Origin of the sequence: Streptomyces sp. NPDC017202 (assembly GCF_044331705.1) — a bacterium.
Lineage (GTDB): Bacteria > Actinomycetota > Actinomycetes > Streptomycetales > Streptomycetaceae > Streptomyces.
In genome coordinates, this window is sequence record NZ_JBIRNP010000007.1 from 301,627 (window position 1) to 322,173 (window position 20,547).

15 protein-coding genes are annotated in these 20,547 nt (G+C 71.2%); 7 read left to right on the forward strand and 8 right to left on the reverse strand.

Annotation, left to right across the window (positions count from 1 at the left end):
* Window positions 1-138 precede the first annotated feature (138 nt).
* The 3 genes from ACH4N1_RS17180 to metH all read right to left on the reverse strand — a co-directional run bounded on the left by ACH4N1_RS17180 (window position 139) and on the right by metH (window position 6,561).
* Window positions 139-1,746, reverse strand: a complete 1,608-nt coding sequence (locus ACH4N1_RS17180; RefSeq protein WP_398097896.1) for an ABC transporter substrate-binding protein — start codon at window positions 1,744-1,746, stop codon at window positions 139-141.
* Between the two features lie 467 nt (window positions 1,747-2,213).
* A complete protein-coding gene (locus ACH4N1_RS17185; protein WP_398097897.1) occupies window positions 2,214-2,912 on the reverse strand; it encodes an HAD family hydrolase in 699 nt (232 codons plus the stop codon).
* A gap of 127 nt (window positions 2,913-3,039) precedes the next feature.
* Window positions 3,040-6,561: a methionine synthase gene (gene metH, locus ACH4N1_RS17190; protein ID WP_398097899.1), complete on the reverse strand. Its 3,522-nt coding sequence runs from the start codon at window positions 6,559-6,561 to the stop codon at window positions 3,040-3,042.
* Between the two features lie 327 nt (window positions 6,562-6,888).
* Here metH and ACH4N1_RS17195 point away from each other — a divergent pair, with 327 nt between their 5' ends.
* From ACH4N1_RS17195 to ACH4N1_RS17220, 6 genes are all read left to right on the forward strand, one after another.
* Window positions 6,889-7,653, forward strand: coding sequence for an IclR family transcriptional regulator (locus ACH4N1_RS17195; protein WP_398097901.1), 765 nt, complete (start codon window positions 6,889-6,891; stop codon window positions 7,651-7,653).
* A 410-nt stretch (window positions 7,654-8,063) separates the two neighbouring features.
* Window positions 8,064-8,858 carry an MIP/aquaporin family protein gene (locus tag ACH4N1_RS17200; protein ID WP_398097902.1) on the forward strand — a complete coding sequence of 265 codons (795 nt, stop codon included), beginning with the start codon at window positions 8,064-8,066 and terminating at the stop codon, window positions 8,856-8,858.
* A gap of 78 nt (window positions 8,859-8,936) precedes the next feature.
* On the forward strand, window positions 8,937-10,475 hold the full coding sequence (gene glpK, locus ACH4N1_RS17205) for a glycerol kinase GlpK (RefSeq protein WP_398097904.1): 1,539 nt from the start codon (window positions 8,937-8,939) through the stop codon (window positions 10,473-10,475).
* An 18-nt stretch (window positions 10,476-10,493) separates the two neighbouring features.
* Window positions 10,494-12,110 (forward strand): FAD-dependent oxidoreductase, encoded by a 1,617-nt coding sequence (locus ACH4N1_RS17210; RefSeq protein ID WP_398097906.1) that lies wholly within the window; start codon window positions 10,494-10,496, stop codon window positions 12,108-12,110.
* A gap of 195 nt (window positions 12,111-12,305) precedes the next feature.
* Window positions 12,306-12,977: a FadR/GntR family transcriptional regulator gene (locus ACH4N1_RS17215; protein WP_398097907.1), complete on the forward strand. Its 672-nt coding sequence runs from the start codon at window positions 12,306-12,308 to the stop codon at window positions 12,975-12,977.
* A gap of 142 nt (window positions 12,978-13,119) precedes the next feature.
* A complete protein-coding gene (locus tag ACH4N1_RS17220; protein WP_398097909.1) occupies window positions 13,120-14,055 on the forward strand; it encodes a PAC2 family protein in 936 nt (311 codons plus the stop codon).
* A 676-nt stretch (window positions 14,056-14,731) separates the two neighbouring features.
* Here ACH4N1_RS17220 and mshC read toward each other — a convergent pair.
* The 4 genes from mshC to ACH4N1_RS17240 form a co-directional block, all read right to left on the reverse strand.
* A complete protein-coding gene (gene mshC / locus ACH4N1_RS17225; protein ID WP_398097911.1) occupies window positions 14,732-15,961 on the reverse strand; it encodes a cysteine--1-D-myo-inosityl 2-amino-2-deoxy-alpha-D-glucopyranoside ligase in 1,230 nt (409 codons plus the stop codon).
* 297 nt (window positions 15,962-16,258) lie between these two features.
* Window positions 16,259-17,092 (reverse strand): SCO1664 family protein, encoded by an 834-nt coding sequence (locus ACH4N1_RS17230; RefSeq protein ID WP_398097913.1) that lies wholly within the window; start codon window positions 17,090-17,092, stop codon window positions 16,259-16,261.
* On the reverse strand, window positions 17,056-17,646 hold the full coding sequence (locus ACH4N1_RS17235; protein ID WP_366062484.1) for a DUF3090 domain-containing protein: 591 nt from the start codon (window positions 17,644-17,646) through the stop codon (window positions 17,056-17,058). Before ACH4N1_RS17235 ends, ACH4N1_RS17230 begins: the two co-directional genes overlap by 37 nt.
* Before the next feature lie 88 nt (window positions 17,647-17,734).
* The gene (locus tag ACH4N1_RS17240; RefSeq protein ID WP_398097915.1) at window positions 17,735-18,421 is read right to left on the reverse strand and encodes a histidine phosphatase family protein; all 687 of its coding nucleotides are present in this window, start codon (window positions 18,419-18,421) and stop codon (window positions 17,735-17,737) included.
* 61 nt (window positions 18,422-18,482) lie between these two features.
* Here ACH4N1_RS17240 and corA point away from each other — a divergent pair, with 61 nt between their 5' ends.
* Complete coding sequence (gene corA / locus ACH4N1_RS17245) at window positions 18,483-19,493, forward strand: magnesium/cobalt transporter CorA (RefSeq protein ID WP_398097917.1); 1,011 nt, start codon at window positions 18,483-18,485, stop codon at window positions 19,491-19,493.
* 130 nt (window positions 19,494-19,623) lie between these two features.
* On the opposite strand, the gene ACH4N1_RS17250 is transcribed toward corA, so the two are convergent.
* Window positions 19,624-20,412 carry a ferritin-like domain-containing protein gene (locus ACH4N1_RS17250; RefSeq protein WP_398097919.1) on the reverse strand — a complete coding sequence of 263 codons (789 nt, stop codon included), beginning with the start codon at window positions 20,410-20,412 and terminating at the stop codon, window positions 19,624-19,626.
* Between the last annotated feature and the right edge of the window lie 135 nt (window positions 20,413-20,547).

The window sequence follows — 20,547 nt, forward strand, 5'->3', positions numbered from 1 at the left end:
CTGGTGACAACTCCTGAGCTGCGGCTCACCACGACGGACGGGACCGGCCACTGGTCGCGCGTTTTCACGTGCGGGTCCCCCGCCACCGTGCCGGTGCTTCCGGGGCCGTCGTGGACGGCCCCGGAGACGAGGGTTCCGTCACTCGCTGACGCCGCGGGAGAGCTCCCACAGCTGGAGGGTGGCGGAGGAGTTGAGCACGTAGGCGGTGCCCGTGACGTCGTCGCGGGAGGCGACGTACTGCTTGCCCTGCCACAGCGGCAGGATCGGGACGTCCTCGGCGACGATGTCCTGAATCTCCGTCAGCGTCTTGCCGGCGGACAGGCGGTCGGCCTCGCGGCGGGACTCGGGGATGAGTTCGTCGATGACCTTGCGGTTCTGGTACGGCGACTTGAGGAAGTTGTCCTTGTCGAGGAACGGCGCGATGTAGCTGTCGCCGTCGGCGAAGTCGGGGAACCAGCCCATGCCCCAGACGTCGTACTCGCCCTTGCGCTCGGCCGGGACGAAGGCGTCCCAGGCGGTGCCCTCGACGGAGACGTCGAACAGGCCGCTGTCGTTGAGCTGCTTCTTCAGCAGCTCGAACTCCTTCTTCGTGGCCGGACCGTAGTGGTCGGTTGTGTAGTGCAGCGTCAGCTTCACCGGGGTGGTGATGTCGGCCTTGGACAGCAGGTTCTTGGCCTTGCCGGCGTTGGGGTCGCCGTACTTGTTGAAGAACGAGTTGGAGTGGCCGGTGACGGAGGCCGGGACCAGCGAGTAGAGGGGCTCGGCCTGGGAGCCGTACACGTCGGTGACGAGCTCGCCGCGGTCGACGATCTGGGCCATGGCCTGGCGGACCGCCTTGTCCTTCACCGTCGGGGCGGTGGTGTTGAAGGCGAGGTAGCGGATCTCGAGGCCGGCGAGTTCGACGATGTCGACGCTGCTGTCGGAGGAGGCGTCGGAGAGCTTCTGGATCTGCTCGGGCGACATGGTGCGGGTCATCACGTCGATGTCGCCCTTGTCGATGGCGGTGCCCATCTCCTCGGCGTCGGCGAAGGAGACCATCTCGACCTTGTCGTTCTTCACCTCGAGGGCCCCCTTGTAGTTGGGGTTCTTGGTGAAGACGGCGCGGGTCATCTCGTCGCCGTCGGTCTCGGCCTTGAGGGTGTACGGGCCGGAGCCGTCGATCTCGAAGCCGTCGCGCAGCTTGCCCTTGTCGTAGTCGTCGGGGTTGACGATGCCGGCGACCGGGGTCGACAGCTTGAACGGGAAGGTCGCGTCGGCGGTGTTGAGGTGGAAGATGACTTCGTTGTCACCCTTCGCCTCGACGGTGTCGACGGTCGACAGCAGGGCGAAGACGCCGGAGTCGGCCTTGATGGCGCGGGCCCGGTCGATGGAGAACTTGACGTCCTCGGCGGTGACGGCGTCGCCGTTGGCGAACTTCAGGTCCTTGCGGAGCTTGCAGGCGTAGCGCTCGTTGCCGGTGTCGGTGAAACCACAGCTCTCGGCGGCCTCGGGGACGGGTTCGCCCTCCCCCTTGGGCTGGATCATCAGGGTCTGCACGGTCTGGCGCAGGATGTTCCAGGTGCCGACGTCGTAGGAGTACGCCGGGTCGAGGGGCGCCGGGGCGTCCTTGGTGGCGGTGAACCGGTCGGTGGTGCCCACGACGATGGCGTCGCCGCTGCCGCTGCCGCTGTCGGACCCGCCACAGGCGGCGAGCACGGGCGCGAGCAGACCTGCCACGGCCGGCAGCACCAAAGTCTTGCGGTTCATGCTCGAGTTTCTCCAGAGCTGTCAGGTCCGTGTACCCGGCATGCAGGGGTGTCGCGGCGGATCACGGGGGTAGGGGCGAGGTTCTCGCGACGAGATTAGTCCGCACCTGCACGAGGGTTCGCAGCCACCGGAGTTGAAAGCTCATCACGGAGTGAAACCGGGCGTGGACGCACCGAAAACCCGACAGCGGAATGATTCGTGCAGTGCGATATGAATCGGGACACAAGGGCACGCGCGCACCCCCCGTACGGGGGTGAACTGCACACCCGCGCGGCCCTGTCGAGACCCTCAGGCGTGGCGAAGCTCACAGATCCGGCGATGGTCGCGCGTAGCGGAATTCGGCCGTCCGTGGCGGGATGAATTCACCGCGCGCACATGCGTCGAATTCCCTTGCTATCGGCGGTGCACGCTGGGTGAACGGCTATCGCATTTCCGTCATCGGGGTTCACGGTTGATCTTCCCGGTGATCATTCGAGCGGCATCAGGCCGCGCAGGAATGGCAGGTCGACCTGTTCCAGCGAGGAGACGACGGTCCGCCGGCGGGCCGGGGCGATGGGCGCCACGGAGGGCACGGCGACGACGTGGCAGCCCGCCGCCTCGGCCGCGGCGACCCCGGTCGCGGTGTCCTCGACGACGGCGCACCTGGCCGGATCCACGCCCAGGCCGGTGGTGGCGAACAGATAGGGATCGGGGTGCGGCTTGGTGCGCGGCACCTCGTCGCCGGCCACCGTCAGCGCGAAGTGCTGGGGGCCCAGCGAGGTCAGGACGCGGTCGATGATGCGGCGGTGCGAGGCGGAGACGAGGGCGGTCGGGACCTCGTGCGCCGCCAGCTCGGCCAGCAGCCGGGCGGCTCCCGGCATCAGGGGCAGGTGGCGTCCGATGCGCCGTTCGAAGCCGTCGTTGAGCAGGACGCTGAGTTCGGTGAGGGTGATGTCGGCGCCGGTGGCCTCGATCAGGAACCCGGCACTGCGGCTCATGGGGCCGCCGACCACGACGTGGCGCCAGGAGTCGTCGAGGGTGTGGCCGAGCCCGGCGAAGACCTCGGCCTCGACCTCCCACCAGAAGCCCTCGGTGTCCACCAGGGTGCCGTCCATGTCGAGGAGCACCGCCTCGAGGGCCGAGCCTTCGGCCGTGCGGGTTCCGAGCGCGGGGACCGTGCTGGTCATCCACGTACCTCCTTTGAGGGACGAGCAGGCCGGTTCCCCCGGGGGAACCGGCCTGCAGTGGACCGACCAGTGTACGACTTGTCCGATCAATGTGCAGGGCGAGATGCACCGGACGGTGTCCGGCGCCTCACCGCGCGTTGAAGTACTTCGCCTCCGGGTGGTGGATCACGATGGCGTCCGTGGACTGCTCGGGGTGCAGCTGGAACTCCTCGGAGAGGTGGACGCCGATCCGCTCGGGCCGCAGCAGCTCGGCGATCTTGGCGCGGTCCTCCAGGTCGGGGCAGGCGCCGTAGCCGAGGGAGAAGCGGGCGCCGCGGTACTTGAGGGCGAACATCTCCTCGACGTCGGCCGGGTCCTCGCCGGCGAATCCCAGCTCCGACCGCACGCGCGCGTGCCAGTACTCGGCGAGGGCCTCCGCCAGCTGGACGGACAGGCCGTGCAGCTCGAGGTAGTCGCGGTAGGAGTTCGACTCGAAGAGCTTGGCGGTCTCCTCGCCGATGCGGGAGCCGACGGTGACGACCTGGAGGCCGACCACGTCGGTCTCCCCCGACTCCTCCGGGCGGAAGAAGTCCGCCAGGCACAGTCGGCGGCCGCGGCGCTGGCGGGGGAAGGTGAAGCGGGTCCGCTCGTTGCCCTGCTCGTCCAGGATGATCAGGTCGTCGTCCTTGGACACACAGGGGAAGTAACCGTAGACGACGGCGGCTTCGAGCAGGTTCTCGGTCTGGAGCCTGTCCAGCAGTCCGCGCAGCCGCGGCCGGCCCTCGGTGTCGACGAGTTCCTCGTACGTCGGGCCGTCGCCGGTGCGGGCCTGCTTGAGGCCCCACTGGCCCTTGAAGAGGGCGCCCTCGTCGAGCCAGGAGGCGTACTCCTTCAGCTGGATGCCCTTGATGACGCGGGTGCCCCAGAACGGCGGGGTGGGGACGGGGTTGTCGGTGGCGACGTCGGAACGGACGTGCCCCTCCTCCGGGCGTTCGTCGACCTCGACGGCGGTGGCGCTCGCGCGGACCCGGCGCTGCCTGAGCTCGGGCAGCGCGGCGCCGGGGACACCCCGCTTGACGCCGATGAGGGCGTCCATCAGGCGCAGGCCCTCGAAGGCGTCGCGGGCGTAGCGGACCTCGCCCTCGTAGACCTCGTGCAGGTCCTGTTCGACGTAGGAGCGGGTCAGGGCGGCGCCGCCGAGGATGACGGGGTAGTTCGCCGCCAGGCCGCGCTGGTTGAGCTCCTGCAGGTTCTCCTTCATGATCACCGTGGACTTGACCAGGAGCCCGGACATGCCGATGACGTCGGCGCGGTGCTCCTCGGCGGCCTCGAGGATCGCGGAGACCGGCTGCTTGATGCCGAGGTTGACGACGGTGTAGCCGTTGTTGGACAGGATGATGTCGACGAGGTTCTTGCCGATGTCGTGGACGTCGCCGCGGACGGTGGCCAGCACGATGGTGCCCTTGCCCTCCTCGCCCTCGACCTTCTCCATGTGGGGTTCGAGGTGGGCGACCGCGGTCTTCATGACCTCGGCCGACTGCAGGACGAACGGCAGCTGCATCTGGCCGGAGCCGAACAGCTCGCCGACGACCTTCATGCCGTCCAGGAGGGTCTCGTTGACGATCTCCAGGGCGGGGCGGCTTTCGAGGGCCTCGTCGAGGTCCGCCTCCAGGCCGTTGCGCTCGCCGTCGATGATGCGGCGCTTGAGACGCTCGTCCAGCGGCAGGGCGGCCAGTTCCTCGGCGCGGCCCGCCTTGAGGGACTTGGTGGTGGCGCCCTCGAACAGGGCCATGAGCTTCTGGAGGGGGTCGTAGCCCTCGCTGCGGCGGTCGTGGATGAGGTCGAGGGCGGTGGTGACCTCCTCCTCGGTGAAGCGGGCGATCGGGAGGATCTTGGACGCGTGCACGATCGCCGAGTCCAGGCCGGCCTTGACGCACTCGTCGAGGAAGACCGAGTTGAGCAGGACGCGGGCGGCCGGGTTGAGGCCGAAGGAGATGTTCGACAGGCCCAGCGTGGTCTGGACGTCGGGGTGGCGGCGCTTCAGCTCGCGGATCGCCTCGATGGTGGCGACGCCGTCCCCGCGCGACTCCTCCTGACCGGTGCAGATGGTGAAGGTCAGGGTGTCGATGAGGATGTCCTCCTCGCGGATGCCCCAGTTCCCGGTGAGGTCGTCGATGAGCCGTTCGGCGATCTCGACCTTCTTCTCGGGGGTACGGGCCTGGCCCTCCTCGTCGATGGTGAGGGCGATCAGCGCGGCACCGTGTTCCTGGGCCAGCCGGGTGACCTTGGCGAAGCGGGACTCGGGGCCGTCGCCGTCCTCGTAGTTGACGGAGTTGATGACCGCGCGGCCGCCGAGCTTCTCCAGGCCGGCCCTGACGACCTCGACCTCGGTGGAGTCCAGGACGATCGGCAGGGTGGAGGCGGTGGCGAAGCGGCCGGCGAGTTCCTCCATGTCGGCGACGCCGTCACGGCCGACGTAGTCCACGCACAGGTCGAGCATGTGGGCGCCTTCGCGGATCTGCTCGCGGGCGATCTCCACACAGTCGTCCCAGCGGCCCTCCAGCATGGCCTCGCGGAACTTCTTGGAGCCGTTGGCGTTGGTGCGCTCGCCGATGGCCAGGTAGGCGGTGTCCTGGCGGAAGGGGACGTTCTGGTAGAGCGAGGCGGCGCCGGGCTCGGGACGGGGGTCGCGCTCGGCGGGGGTGAGGCCGCGGACGCGCTCGACGACCTGGCGCAGGTGTTCGGGGGTGGTGCCGCAGCAGCCGCCGATCAGGGAGAGGCCGTAGTCGCGGACGAAGTTCTCCTGGGCGTCCGCCAGTTCGGGGGCGGTGAGCGGGTAGCTGGCGCCGTCCTTGCCGAGCACCGGCAGGCCCGCGTTCGGCATGCAGGCGAGCGGGATGCGGGCGTTGCGGGCCAGGTAGCGCAGGTGCTCGCTCATCTCTGCGGGGCCGGTGGCGCAGTTCATGCCGATCATGTCGATGCCGAGCGGCTCCAGCGCGGTGAGCGCGGCGCCGATCTCGGAGCCGAGCAGCATGGTGCCGGTGGTCTCCACGGTGACGGAGACGATGAGCGGCACGTCCAGTCCGGCGTTGCGGCGGGCGCGCTGGGCGCCGAGCACGGCGGCCTTGGTCTGGAGCAGGTCCTGGGTGGTCTCGACGATCAGGGCGTCGGCGCCGCCGGCGAGGAGGCCTTCCGCGTTCTGCTGGTAGGCGTCGCGCAGGGTGGTGTAGGCGACGTGCCCGAGGGTGGGCAGCTTGGTGCCGGGGCCGATCGAGCCGAGGACCCAGCGGGTCCGGCCGTCGCGTGCCGTGAAGGAGTCGGCCGCCTCGCGGGCGATGCGGGCGCCCGCCTCGGACAGTTCGTGGACCCGCTCGGGGATGTCGTACTCGGCCATGGCGGCGAAGTTGGCGCCGAAGGTGTTCGTCTCCACGCAGTCCACGCCGGCGGCGAAGTACTCCTCGTGCACCGAGCGCACGATGTCGGGCCGGGTGACGTTCAGGATCTCGTTGCAGCCCTCGAGGTCCTGGAAGTCCTCCAGGGTGGGGTCCTGGGCCTGGAGCATCGTGCCCATCGCTCCGTCGGCCACCACCACTCGGGTGGCGAAGGCCTCGCGGAGCTCGGACACACGGGTCCGGCTGTCGGCGGAAGGGGTCGGCGGCACAGAGGCCATGTAAGGGCTCCCTCGGGTGCGACGGCTGTCGGCTTCACGGCGTCCCGTGGTCGCCCCCGGGCCGTCCCGCGGGACGGTCGGGGAGCTTCCCGTGCGGGGCGCTCGCCGTCAGGGTAGCCGGGACCGGGGGCTTATGGTCAGGGCGTCCACGGGACGGACCGGGATCTCCCCCTGGTGCCGGCGGGGGACACGTGGTGCGACGAGATGACGGGATAGCGACCGAACCATTAGCGGGAGGTCGGCATGGACCGGTAGTGTTCGACAATGCCGAACGACGGCAGTACTGGCTGCGCGCGGACGGCCGAAGGGGACGGAGGCGGAACGGCGATGGCACGGAACATCCAGTCGCTCGAAAGGGCGGCCGCGATGCTGCGACTGCTCGCGGGCGGTGAGCGGCGGCTGGGCCTGTCGGACATCGCCTCGGCCCTGGGCCTGGCCAAGGGCACCGCCCACGGCATTCTGCGCACGCTCCAGCACGAGGGTTTCGTCGAACAGGACGACGCCTCCGGCCGCTACCAGCTGGGCGCGGAGCTGCTGCGCCTGGGCACCACCTACCTGGACGTGCACGAGCTGCGCGCGCGTGCCCTGGTGTGGACGGACGACCTGGCCCGCTCCAGCGGCGAGAGCGTGCACCTGGGCGTGCTGCACCAGCAGGGCGTGCTGATCGTGCACCACGTCTTCCGGCCCGACGACAGCCGGCAGGTCCTGGAGATCGGGGCCATGCAGCCGCTGCACTCGACGGCCCTGGGCAAGGTGCTGTCGGCGTACGACCCGGTCGCGCACAGCGAGGCCATGGAGGCCGACCGCAAGCCGTTCACCGAACGCACGGTGTGCGGGCCGGAGGACTTCGAGCAGCTCCTCGACCTCACGCGCGCGCGGGGGTACGCGGCGGACGTCGAGGAGACCTGGGAGGGCGTCGCCTCCGTCGCCGCGCCCATCCACGACCGGCGGCGCATGCCGGTGGGGGCGGTCGGCATCACCGGCGCCGTGGAGCGCGTGTGCCGGGAGGGCGAGGTGCGGCCCGAGCTGATCGCGGCCGTGCGGGACTGCGCCCGCGCCGTGTCGCGGGACCTGGGCGCCGGGCGGTTCTGAGAGCCGGGCAGGAGCACACCGGGACGTCGGGACGGCGTTCCGGCCGTCGTCGCACCCGGCGCCGGGACGGCGTTCCGGCCGTGGCCGTGTCCGGTGAAGGACATTCGGGGCGGGACGGTCGCCCCCCGTGCGGCTCCGGCGAGCGGCTCCGGCGGGCGGGGTTTCCCTGCCCGGACCGATAGGCGCCCGCGATCAATAACGATCGTGCTTTCGATAACAGGACCCTTGACGCACCCGTGACGGCGGAGCAAGACTCCCGTCCATCGGTCGGCATTGTCGAACACCTACCGGCAATACGCGTTAGAGTGTGACAACGCCAAGGGCCGGCATCGCTCTCATCCCGAGGGCAGCTCGAACTCCCGGAGGGACCCGGGGTTCGGTCCCCTGGACGAAGGACAAAGGAGTCGCGGGTGTCCAGCTCCGACATCTTCATCGGCGAGACCATAGGTACCGCCATACTCATCCTGCTCGGCGGTGGCGTCTGCGCCGCCGTGACGCTGAAGGCCTCCAAGGCCCGGAACGCCGGCTGGCTCGCCATCGCCTTCGGGTGGGGCTTCGCCGTCCTCACGGCGGTCTACACCTCGGCGCCGCTGTCGGGTGCCCATCTGAACCCGGCCGTGACCCTGGCGCTCGCGATCAAGGACGGCGACTGGGGCAACGTCCCGGTCTACTGGGCCGGTCAGCTGCTCGGCGCCGCCATCGGCGCGGCCCTGGTGTGGGTCGCCTACTACGGCCAGTTCCAGGCGCACCTCACCGACCGCGAGATCGTCGGGGGCCCCGGCGCGCAGGACACGACGGCCAAGGCCGTCGAGGCCCAGGAGAAGGGTGCCGGCCCGGTGCTCGGCGTCTTCTCCACGGGCCCGGAGATCCGCAACACGGTCCAGAACCTCGCCACGGAGATCATCGGCACCGTCGTGCTGGTGCTCGCCGTCCTCACCCAGGGCCTGAACGACAAGGGCAACGGCCTCGGCACCCTGGGCGCGCTGATCACCGCGCTCGTGGTCGTCTCGATCGGCCTGTCCCTCGGCGGCCCGACCGGCTACGCGATCAACCCGGCCCGTGACCTGGGTCCGCGCATCGTGCACGCCCTCCTGCCCCTGCCCAACAAGGGTGGTTCCGACTGGGGCTACGCCTGGATCCCGGTGGTCGGTCCGCTGATCGGCGGAGCGATCGCCGCAGGTATCTACAACGTCGCATTCGCTTAGGAACATGAGCTTCACGCCGCACCCCGAGCGCGCGCCGTACGTACTGCCCCTCAACCACGGAATCTCCTGGAGCACACTGTGACCGACGCCCACACCGCCGGCCCGTTCATCGCCGCGATCGACCAGGGCACCACCTCCTCGCGCTGCATCGTCTTCGACCGCGACGGCCGGATCGTCTCCGTCGACCAGAAGGAGCACGAGCAGATCTTCCCGAAGCCGGGCTGGGTCGAGCACGACGCCACCGAGATCTGGGCCAACGTCGAGGAGGTCGTCGCCTCCGCCATCGCGAAGGCCGGCATCACCCGCGACGACATCAAGGCCATCGGCATCACCAACCAGCGCGAGACCACCCTCCTGTGGGACAAGAACACCGGTGAGCCCGTCCACAACGCCATCGTCTGGCAGGACACCCGTACCGACGCCCTCTGCCGCGAACTCGGCCGCAACGTCGGCCAGGACCGCTTCCGCCGCGAGACCGGCCTGCCGCTGGCCTCGTACTTCGCCGGCCCGAAGGCCCGCTGGCTGCTCGACAACGTCGAGGGCCTGCGCGAGCGCGCCGAGGCCGGGGACATCCTGTTCGGCACCATGGACAGCTGGGTCATCTGGAACCTGACCGGCGGCGTCGACGGCGGCCGGCACGTCACCGACGTCACCAACGCCTCGCGCACCATGCTGATGAACCTGCACACCCTGGAGTGGGACCCGAAGATCGCCGAGTCCATCGGCGTTCCGCTGGCGATGCTCCCGGAGATCCGCTCCTCCGCCGAGGTCTACGGCGAGATCACCGGCGGCAGGCTGGGCGACCTGCTCGGCGGCATCCCGGTCGCCTCCGCGCTCGGCGACCAGCAGGCGGCCCTGTTCGGCCAGACCTGTTTCGCGGAGGGCGAGGCCAAGTCGACGTACGGCACCGGCACGTTCATGCTGATGAACACCGGCGACAAGATCATCAACTCGTACTCCGGCCTGCTGACCACCGTCGGCTACCGCATCGGCGACGACAAGCCGGTCTACGCCCTGGAAGGCTCCATCGCCGTCACCGGTTCGCTGGTGCAGTGGATGCGCGACCAGATGGGCCTGATCTCCACCGCCGCCGAGATCGAGACCCTCGCGCTGTCGGTCGAGGACAACGGCGGCGCGTACTTCGTGCCCGCCTTCTCCGGCCTGTTCGCCCCCTACTGGCGCCCCGACGCCCGCGGTGTCATCGCCGGCCTCACCCGGTACGTCACCAAGGCGCACCTCGCGCGCGCCGTCCTGGAGGCGACCGCCTGGCAGACCCGTGAGATCAGCGACGCCATGACCAAGGACTCCGGCGTCGAGCTGGCGGCCCTCAAGGTCGACGGCGGCATGACCTCCAACAACCTGCTGATGCAGACCCTCTCGGACTTCCTGGACGCGCCGGTCGTGCGTCCGATGGTCGCCGAGACGACCTGCCTCGGTGCCGCCTACGCCGCCGGCCTCGCCGTCGGCTTCTGGACCAGCACCGACGACCTGCGCGCCAACTGGCGGCGGGCCGCCGAGTGGACCCCCCGCATGGACGCGGACACCCGCGACCGTGAGTACAAGAGCTGGCTCAAGGCCGTCGAGCGGACCATGGGCTGGATCGCCGATGAAGACTGACGAGGAGTAAGAACCGCAATGACCACTGAGTCCACCCTGAAGTCCGTGCCTGCCCTCGGTACGCGCCCGGCCTCCGGCTCGAACCCGAGCCGTGCCGAGACCCGGGAGCAGCTCGCCAAGGCGTCGTACGACCTCCTCGTGATCGGCGGCGGCATCCTGGGCATCTCCACCGCCTGGCACGCCGCGCAGTCCGGCCTCAGGGTGGCAGTGGTCGATGCCGGCGACTTCGCCGGCGCCACGTCCTCCGCCTCCTCCAAGCTGCTCCACGGCGGTCTGCGCTACCTGCAGACCGGCGCGGTGAAGCTGGTGGCGGAGAACCACTTCGAGCGCCGTGCGGTGTCCCGCCAGGTGGCCCCCCACCTGGCGAACCCGCTCACGTTCTACCTCCCCGTGTACAAGGGCGGGCCGCACGGCGCGGCGAAGCTCGGGGCGGGCGTGTTCGCCTACTCCGCGCTGTCGGCCTTCGGCGACGGCGTGGGTCACCTGCTGTCGCCGGCCAAGGCCCGGCAGGACGTGCCCGAGCTGCGCACCGAGAACCTCAAGGCCGTGGCCGTGTACGGCGACGACCAGATGAACGACGCCCGGATGGCGCTGATGACGGTGCGCGCGGCCGTCGAGGCGGGCGCGGTGGTGCTCAACCACGCCGAGGTGACCGGACTGCGCTTCACCAAGGGCCGGGTGACGGGCGCCGAGCTGCGCGACCGTCTCTCCGGCGACGAGTTCGGCGTCAACGCCCGGCTGGTGCTCAACGCGACCGGGCCGTGGGTGGACCACCTGCGCCGGATGGAGGACCCCCAGGCCGCGCCGTCGATCCGGCTGTCGAAGGGCGCCCACCTGGTCCTGAAGCGGACGTCCCCGTGGAAGGCCGCGCTGGCGACCCCCATCGACAAGTACCGGATCACCTTCGCCCTCCCCTGGGAGGACATGCTGCTGCTCGGCACGACCGACGAGGTGTACGAGGGCGACCCGGCGGACGTCGCGGTCACCGAGAAGGACACCGCGCAGATACTCGACGAGGCCGCGTTCTCCATCCGTGACCAGCAGCTCGACCGTGATCTGATCACGTACGCGTTCGCCGGTCTGCGGGTGCTGCCGGGCGGTCCCGGTGACACCGCGAAGGCCAAGCGGGAGACGGTGGTGACCGAGGGCAAGGGCGGCATGCTGTCGGTCGCGGGCGGCAAGTGGACGACCTTCCGGCACATCGGGCGGACGGTCATGCAGAAGCTGGAGGCGCTGCCGGGCCACCCGCTCGGTGACGACTTCGAGCCGGTCTCCGCGCTGCCGAAGAAGCTGCCGCTGCCCGGGGTCGCCAACCCGCGCGCGGTCGCCCACCGGCTGCTCGTCGACCACCCGGCGCCGGGTCCGCGCATGGCGGCCGACACCGCCCGGCACCTGGCCACGCACTACGGTTCGCTGGCCTTCGACATCGCCCGGCTGGCGAACGAGAACCCGGAGCTGGGCGAGCGCGTGCACCCCGACGCCCCGGAGATCTGGGCGCAGGTCGTGTACGCCCGGGACCACGAGTGGGCCGAGACGCAGGACGACGTGCTGCGCCGCCGCACGACCCTGACGATCCGCGGCCTGGCCACGGACGAGGTCCGCGCGAAGGTGCAGGACCTGCTCGACAAGAAGTAGCCGCTGCGGCGGGAGGCGGGAAGGGGACGGCCCCCTAGTGAGGGGCCGTCCCCTTCCCGCCTCCCGTGTTCCCGTGGTTCCTGTGGCGGGAGGGGACGGATGGACTGCCGACGCGACCGCGCGACACCGTAAGGTCTGCCAGACATCCGATGTCTGGGCACGGGGCAGCGGCGACGCACGACAGGGAGGCCGGTCATGGCAGTCACCGACGAGGCGATCGAGAAGATCAAGGGCATGATCGTCTCCGGTGCGCTGCGGCCCGGGGACCGGCTTCCCAAGGAGAGCGAACTGGCCGCCGGGCTGGGCCTGTCCCGCAACTCCCTGCGCGAGGCGGTGCGCGCCCTGTCGCTGATCCGGATCCTGGACGTGCGGCAGGGCGACGGCACGTACGTGACCAGTCTGGATCCCCAACTGCTGCTGGAAGCACTGAGCTTCGTCGTCGACTTCCACCGCGACGACACGGTCCTGGAGTTCCTGGCCGTGCGCCGCATCCTGGAGCCGGCCGCGACGGCGATGGCCGCCCTGCGCCTCAGCGCTCAGGAACTGGACGCCCTGGAAGCCCAGTTGGACAGGCTGGGCGCCACGCCTTCGGTGGCCGAACTCGTCGCCTGCGATGTGGAGTTCCACCGGGGCATCGTGCGCGGCGCCGGCAACTCGGTGCTGTGCTCCCTCCTCGACGGTCTGTCCGGGCCCACCACGCGGGCCCGGATCTGGCGCGGTCTGACCCAGGAGGACGCGGTCGCGGGCACCCTGCGCGAGCACCGGGCGATCCTCTCGGCGCTGCGCGACCGGGACGCGGAGGCGGCCGGATCGTGGGCGACGGTGCACATCGCGAGCGTGGAACAGTGGCTGAGGTCGAGCCTGTGAGCGGCGTCCGGCGAGGGGTGTCCGGGGGTGGTGAACGGGGCAGTGATCCGTTCACTGGCCCGCGCGAGGGGGCTGCGGGCGCCCCCGCCGGACGCCGTAAGGTTGGGTGGTCAGGCGAGGGCACGTCGGAAGGAGGCGCTGGGTGATCGAGCTCGAGGGGGTTCCCGAGCTGATCGACCCGGTCATGGTGGCCGCGTTCGAGGGCTGGAACGATGCCGGCGACGCCGCTTCCACCGCGGTCGCGCATCTGGAGCGGGAGTGGAAGGGCGAGGTGTTCGCGGCGCTGGACGCCGAGGACTACTACGACTTCCAGGTGAACCGGCCCACGGTGTGGATGGACGCCGGAGTACGCAAGATCACGTGGCCGACGACAAGGTTGTCGGTGGTGCGCGTCGGCGGCGAGAAACCGCGCGACCTGGTGCTCGTGCGCGGCATCGAACCGTCCATGCGCTGGCGCTCGTTCTGCAACGAGCTGCTCGGCTTCGCGCACGAGCTGGGCGTGGAACTGGTCGTCATCCTGGGCGCCCTGCTGGGCGACACCCCGCACACCCGCCCGGTACCGATCAGCGGGACCACGTCCGACGCGGACCTGGCCCGGCGCATGGACCTGGAGGAGACGAAGTACGAGGGCCCCACGGGCATCGTCGGTGTCCTCCAGGAGGCGTGCACGCACGCGGGCGTGCCGGCGGTCAGCCTCTGGGCCGCCGTACCGCACTACGTGTCGCAGCCGCCGAACCCGAAGGCCACGCTGGCTCTCCTGAACCGGCTGGAGGACCTGATCGACGTGCGCATCCCGCTGGGTGAACTGCCCGAGGACGCGCGCGCCTGGCAGGTGGGGGTGGACCAACTGGCCGCGGAGGACAGCGAGGTCGCGGAGTACGTCCAGACGCTGGAGGAGGCCCGTGACACCGCGGAGCTGCCGGAGGCCTCGGGTGAGGCGATCGCCCGGGAGTTCGAGCGGTATCTGCGGCGCCGGGACGGCGGCGGGCCGCCCGGCCCCGGGGAGCGGACGCGGCCTCCGAAGCCGCCGAAGCCGAGCGGGGACAGCGCCGACGAGAACGATTCGTCGGAGGACTGAGCGGATCGACCGCGCACGGCCGGCTGAACGGGGCCGACCGGGGCGAGGCCGCTGAACGGGGCCGGACGGGGCGGTGCGGGGAACGCACCGCCCCGTCGCCGTCAGATCCGGCCCACGGCCGCCACGTCGTCGTCGGTGACGGGCGTCGGCTCCGCGTCGAGGCCCGCGTCGGGCGGGTACAGGCGGTCGCCCCGGGCCGCGGCCGTCGTCGGGATGCGGAAAGCGCGGGTCGGTGATCCGCGTGATCGCGGTGCCGCGGGTACCGGCCTCGTCCAGCCGGAACACGTCGATCGCGTTCTGCCGTCGCCGGACGGCGTAGAGGATCCGGCCGGGCAGCAGCAGGCCCTTGCCGTCGGGCAGCGGGAACCGGTCCCCGGCCACGCGGTCCTCTTGCTTCGGCGGCCCGCGCGCCGCCGGTACCGGTCAGGGCGGCTCCGGAGAGCGCGGCGGCCGCGGTGAGGACGCTGCGGCGGGTGAGTGGACGGGGTGCGGGTGTCCGTGCGTCCTTCCGCACGATGGGCCGGCGATGGCCGGCGGAACGGTGACGGACGCCCACACCCCATCACCCGACGGGCCACCCGGAGCCGAACGCGCGACCGGGGCGCCTCCTCGCGCGGAGGAGACGCCCCGGTGGTACGCCCGGCGTTCTCCCCGGTCGTACGGCTCCGGCGGAGGGCTACAGCGCCACGCCCAGCAGCGCGTCCACCGCCCGCGACACCACGCCGGGCGCCCCGATGTCCGTGCCGCCCCGCTCCTGCTGGAGCGCGGCCCAGCGGTCGACGGCGGCCAGCGCGGCCGGGGCGTCCAGGTCGTTCGCCAGGGCCGCGCGGATCTCGTCCACCAGGGTCTCGGCGGGCGGGCCGTCGGGCCGGGAGACGGCCGCGCGCCAGCGTCCGAGCCGGTCCACGGCTTCCCGGAGGACCTGGTCGGTCCATTCCCAGTCGGCCCGGTAGTGGTGGGCGAGGAGCGTGAGCCGGATCGCGGCGGGGTCGACGCCGTCCTGGCGCAGCTTCGAGACGAAGACCAGGTTGCCCTTGGACTTGGACATCTTCTCGCCGTCCAGCGCGACCATGCCGGCGTGGACGTACGCCTTGGCCATGGGGAACTCGCCGGTGAGCACCTGGGCGTGCGAGGCGCCCATCTCGTGGTGCGGGAAGGCGAGGTCGGAGCCGCCGCCCTGCACGTCGAAGCCCATGCCGAGGTGGTCCAGGGCGATGGCGACGCACTCGATGTGCCAGCCCGGCCGGCCACGGCCCAGTGAGCCGCCGTCCCAGCTGGGCTCGCCCTCGCGGGCCGCCATCCACAGCATCGGGTCGAGCGGGTTCTTCTTGCCGGGCCGGTCCGGGTCCCCGCCGCGCTCGGCGGACAGCAACCGCATGGCGGCGGCGTCCAGGCCGGAGACCTTGCCGAAGTTCGGGTCGGACCCGACGGAGAAGTAGACGTCCCCCTCGAGTTCGTAGGCGGCGCCGAGCTCGCGCAGCCGCTCGACGAGCGGGACGATGCCGGGTATGGCCTCGACGGCGCCTATGTAGTGCCGCGGCGGCAGCATCCGCAGGGCCGTCATGTCCTCGCGGAAGAGCGCCGTCTCCTTCTCGGCGAGGGCGACCCAGTCGACGCCGTCCCGCTGCGCGCGCTCCAGGAGCGGGTCGTCGACGTCGGTGACGTTCTGGACGTAGTGAACCTGCCGCTTGGTGTCGAGCCACACGCGCTGGACGAGGTCGAACGCGTTGTAGGTCGCCGCGTGACCCATGTGGGTCGCGTCGTACGGCGTGATGCCGCAGACGTAGATACGGGCGACGGGACCGGGGTCGAGGGTGACGAGGCCGCCGGTCGCGGTGTCGTGGATCCTCAGGTCGCGGCCCTGACCAGGCAGGGCGGGGACCTCGGAAGCGGGCCAGGCATGCATGTCATGAGCCTAACCGGAGGGGTCCGCCGGGTACGAACCGGAGCGGGCCGGATGACCGGGAAGGCACTCTTGCGCGGTTCCGTCCCGCATGCTGGGGCCGGCATGCGGGACGGGACCGGGCGGGACAGGACAGGGCTAGGGTCTTTCGTTTGGATCAGGCCGGATCAGGGAGCGGGGCCTGGTGCCGTTCATCGCAAGGCGGAGGAGGGCGCCATGGCGGAGCCATGGCAACCGACGACAACGCGGCGAGGGACGGCACCAGGCCCCGCGAGCCCGGCATGATCCAAACGAGAGGCCCTAGACCGGTGGCCAGGGAATGGCCGGCCAGTCGCCGCCGGGCTCGGGGTGCCTGCCGGACTCCAGCAGCGCCCCGACACGCGCGCGCGTGGCGTCGACCTCGGCCGGGGTGACGAGCGCGGCCAGGGTGGCCGCCAGCGCCCCGCCCTCCTCCAGGGCGCCCTGGAGGCCCTTGAGCACCTCGACGGCCTCCCCGGTCAGGGGCTCCCCCGCCCACCCCCACAGGAGGGTGCGCAGCTTGTCCTCGGCGTTGAAGGTGACGCCGTGGTCGATGCCGTAGAGCCGTCCGTCGGCGGTGGGCAGCAGGTGGCCGCCCTTGCGGTCGGCGTTGTTGATGACCGCGTCGAGGACGGCGAGCCGGCGCAGCCGCTCGTCGTCGGCGTGCACCAGCAGCGCGGTCCGCCCCTCGCCGGTCTCGGCGAAGCCGATCGCCTTCCAGCCGGGCTCGGGCTCCTCGGCGTCGACCAGGGCGAGCAGCTCGGCCTGCGGGAACACCTCGATCCACAGCTGGCACATGCCCTCGCCGTACGGCCCGTCGCGCAGCACGGTCGGCGGGACGAGCCCCCAGCCGGTCGCCTCGGAGACCGCGTACGCGGCGACCTCCCGCTGGGCGAGGGTGCCGTCGGGGAAGTCCCACAGGGGTCTCTCGCCGGCGACCGGTTTGTAGACGCAGGCCGCCTCGCGGCCCTCGTGCGCGACGGTGCAGTACAGGGCCGCGTTGGACGCCTCCCGGATGCGGCCGCGCACGGTCAGCTCGCCTCGCGCGAGCAGGTCGGCGTCGGCCCGGCCGGTGGTCGTCACGCCCCGCGGCGGTATCCGTTCTGGCGCGGACATACGTGTCCTTCCGGGTCGAGCGGCAGACTGCACAGCGGGCACGGCGGCCGGCCGGCGTTGACGACGTCGAGAGCGCGCTTGGCGAAGGCCCTGGCCTGCGCGCCGGTGAGGCGGACCCGCAGCATCGGGGGTCCGTTCTCCTCGTCCTGGAGCAACCGTTCCTCGGCCTCGGCGAGGTCCTCGTCGGTCTCGGCGTCGAGTTCCACGAGGGCCTGCGCCTCGACGATCATGCGCTGCTCCTCGCCGTCCCAGGCGAGGGCCATCGTGCCGACCCGGAACTCCTCCTCGACGGGGGTGTCGAGGGGGGCCGAGTCGGCCACTTCGGTGGGTGCGACGGCGGGCACCGCGGCGCTTCCGCCGCTACGGCGTACGACCTCGTCCAGCAGCTCGTCCATGCGCTCGGCGAGCGCGGCGACCTGGGTCTTCTCCAGGGCCACGCTGGTCACCCGGGAGCCGGCCGTGGCCTGGAGGAAGAAGGTACGGCGCCCGGGCAGTCCGACCGTACCGGCCACGAAGCGGTCCGGGGGGTCGTAGAGGAACACCTGACGGGACACGTCCTGTCTCCATGGGAATCGTGGGTACGGAACGTCCATGCGTGAACGCGCGCGTATGTGGACCGCTTCACCCTACTGCGGTCGACGATCACGGTGCGCCCGCATCACCCCCGACCGTGGCGTCCTGCCGCGGGGGCTCCTCGCGCGGTACGAGGGAGGCGAAGTCGCCGGTGTCGCCGAGGCGGACGAGGAAGGGCCGCAGACGGGTGTAGCGGATCACCGTGACGGAGCAGGGTTCGACGGAGATGCGCTGGAAGAGGTCGAGGTGCAGTCCCAGTGCGTCCGCGACGAGCGACTTGATGATGTCGCCGTGCGAGCACATGAGGTAGACGGCGTCGGGGCCGTGGTCGCGCTCCACGCGCGCGTTCCACTCGCGCACGGCCTCGGCGGCGCGGGTCTGCATGGCCCGCATGGACTCGCCGCCGGGGAAGGCGGCCGCGGAGGGGTGCGCCTGGACGACCTCCATCAGCGGGTCGTCCGTCAGCTCCGCGAGCTTGCGTCCGGACCAGTCGCCGTAGTGGGCCTCCCCGATCCGCTCGTCGGAGTGGACGGGCAGGCCGGGGCGGGCGTCGAGCAGGGGCCGGATCGTCTCCTGGCAGCGTTGCAGCGGGCTGGCGACGACCTCGGCGATCGGCAGGCCCTCGAGCCTGGCCGGCAGCGCGGCGGCCTGTGCGGCGCCGCGCTCGTCGAGGGCGACGCCGGGCGTCCAGCCGGCGAGCACTCCGGAGGTGTTGGCGGTGGACCGACCGTGCCGGACCAGGATCAGCGTGGGCATGCCGCCCAGGGTAGGGGTACTCCTGGGGACACAGGGAACCGCGGAAGGGAGAAAGCGCTTCGTGATCGTCGACTGCGCCATCTATCGGGACGGACGCCGGACGGAGGGCCCGCAGGACTTCTCCGACGCGCTGGAGGAGGCGCGTGCCGCGGGCGGCTTCGTCTGGATCGGGCTGCACGAGCCCACCGAGAAGGAGTTCGCCCACGTCACGCGGGAGTTCGCGCTGCACCCACTGGCGGTGGAGGACGCCCTCAAGGCCCACCAGCGGCCCAAGCTGGAGGTGTACGACGATTCGCTGTTCCTGGTGCTGAAGCCGGTCGTGTACGAGCCGGAGAGCGACGCGGTGTCCTCCGGGGAGGTCATGGTCTTCCTCGGCGACTCCTTCGTGCTGACCGTCCGGCACGGCGACGGCGCGCCCCTCGCGGCGGTACGGCGGCGGCTGGAGCACGAGCCGGAGATGCTGGCGAAAGGACCGACGGCGGTGGTCTACGCGATAGCCGACGCCACCGTCGACCACTACCTGGACGTGGCGACGGAGCTGCAGACCGACCTGGAGGAACTGGAGACGGAGGTGTTCTCGCCGGACGGCGGCGGGTCGCGGAACACGGCCTCCCGGATCTACACCTTCAAGCGGCAGGTCCTGGAGTTCCGCCGGGCCACGGTCCCGCTGACGCCCCCGGTGTCCCGGCTGGCCGGCACCGGCGGGTCCGGGGCGGGCCTGTCCGGGACGGGCCTGCCGTTCGTGAACGACAAGGCGCGGCCCTTCTTCCGGGACGTCAGCGACCATCTCGCGCGCGTGAACGAGTCCGTGGAGAGCCTGGACCGGCTCGTGTCGGACATCCTCTCGGCGCACCTGGCGCAGATGAGCGTCCGGCAGAACGACGACATGCGGAAGATCTCCGCGTGGGCGGCCATGGCCGCGATCCCCACCATGATCGCGGGGATCTACGGCATGAACTTCGAGCACATGCCGGAGCTGCACTGGACCTGGTCGTACCCGGCGGTGATCGCGATCATGGCCGCCCTGGAGGTGCTCCTGTACCGGACGTTCAAGCGGCGGGGGTGGCTGTAGGAGGCGGGGGCGCCACGCGCGGGTGCCGTGCGGTTTTGGCCCCACGCGCGGATGGCGCGCCGTGCGGTTCCGGCCCGTGCGCGGGTGCCGTGCCGCGCGGTTCGGGCCCGCGCGCGGGGTGGGTTGTCACTCAGGCGAACTCGGGAGCCGTGGTGACCGGGCCGCCCAGGGCGTCGCGGCGTTCGGGCATGCTCAGGGTGACCATGCGGCGCCAGCCCGCCAGCCGCTCCCACGCGTACACGGCGTGGATGCCGGCGGCGAGGAGGGCCGCCTTGGGCCGGGACCAGCCGAGGATGCGGCCCATGTGGGACATCACGGCCAGGCTGACGTCGCGGTAGACGCGGATCTCCGCGAGCGCGGACTCGCACAGCGTGCGCTGGATCGCGCGGCCGTGTCCCGCGCGCGCGAAGCGCAGCAGCTCCTCGTGGCAGTAGGCGAGGTGGTTGTCCTCGTCGTGGGAGATCATCCGCACCGCGCGGCCGATGTCGGGGTGGTCGGCGAAGTGCTTGCGCAGCAGCTCCATCTGCTCGGAGGCGCGCTGCTCGGTGACCCGGCTGTGGGCGAGGTAGGTGACGACGTCCTGCACGGTCAGCGGCCGGTCGGCCTTGAGCCTGTCGTGGGCGAGGCCGATGCCGCCGCGTTCCAGGAGCATCGTGTAGTCGGTGTCGGGCGGGACCGGGACGGGCTGGAGGCCGCGCTTTTTCAGCAGGGCGTTGAAGATCCTGCCGTGCTTGTCCTCGTCGGCGCCGTGCCGCGTGATCCTGGGGGCGAGGTCGCGCTGGTCCGGCGGGACGAGCGCGGCGATCCGGGCGTTCTCCCAGCCTCCCTGGGACTCCCCGCTCGCGGCGATGGAACAGAACAGCCGGAAGGACTCGTCGTCGTCCAGGATCTCCTGGAACAGACTCTTGGCCGAAAGCATCGTGGGGCACCTCTCCGCGTCCCGGGGGATTCCGCAGGTTCCGCGAAGAACGAGTCAAGTGCGGAGAGGGAGGCGCTGCAACAGCTGTGCCGGAACGACTGCGCCGAACGGATGACCCGAGAAGCTCGCGCCGAA

Bases quoted from the DNA above. Each gene is read 5' to 3' on its own strand.
- ACH4N1_RS17180 (WP_398097896.1), bottom strand. From the start codon at position 1,746: ATGAACCGCAAGACTTTGGTGCTGCCGGCCGTGGCAGGTCTGCTCGCG.
- ACH4N1_RS17185 (WP_398097897.1), bottom strand. From the start codon at position 2,912: ATGACCAGCACGGTCCCCGCGCTCGGAACCCGCACGGCCGAAGGCTCG.
- metH (WP_398097899.1), bottom strand. From the start codon at position 6,561: ATGGCCTCTGTGCCGCCGACCCCTTCCGCCGACAGCCGGACCCGTGTG.
- ACH4N1_RS17195 (WP_398097901.1), top strand. From the start codon at position 6,889: ATGGCACGGAACATCCAGTCGCTCGAAAGGGCGGCCGCGATGCTGCGA.
- ACH4N1_RS17210 (WP_398097906.1), top strand. From the start codon at position 10,494: ATGACCACTGAGTCCACCCTGAAGTCCGTGCCTGCCCTCGGTACGCGC.
- ACH4N1_RS17215 (WP_398097907.1), top strand. From the start codon at position 12,306: ATGGCAGTCACCGACGAGGCGATCGAGAAGATCAAGGGCATGATCGTC.
- mshC (WP_398097911.1), bottom strand. From the start codon at position 15,961: ATGCATGCCTGGCCCGCTTCCGAGGTCCCCGCCCTGCCTGGTCAGGGC.
- ACH4N1_RS17230 (WP_398097913.1), bottom strand. From the start codon at position 17,092: ATGTCCGCGCCAGAACGGATACCGCCGCGGGGCGTGACGACCACCGGC.
- ACH4N1_RS17240 (WP_398097915.1), bottom strand. From the start codon at position 18,421: ATGCCCACGCTGATCCTGGTCCGGCACGGTCGGTCCACCGCCAACACC.
- ACH4N1_RS17250 (WP_398097919.1), bottom strand. From the start codon at position 20,412: ATGCTTTCGGCCAAGAGTCTGTTCCAGGAGATCCTGGACGACGACGAG.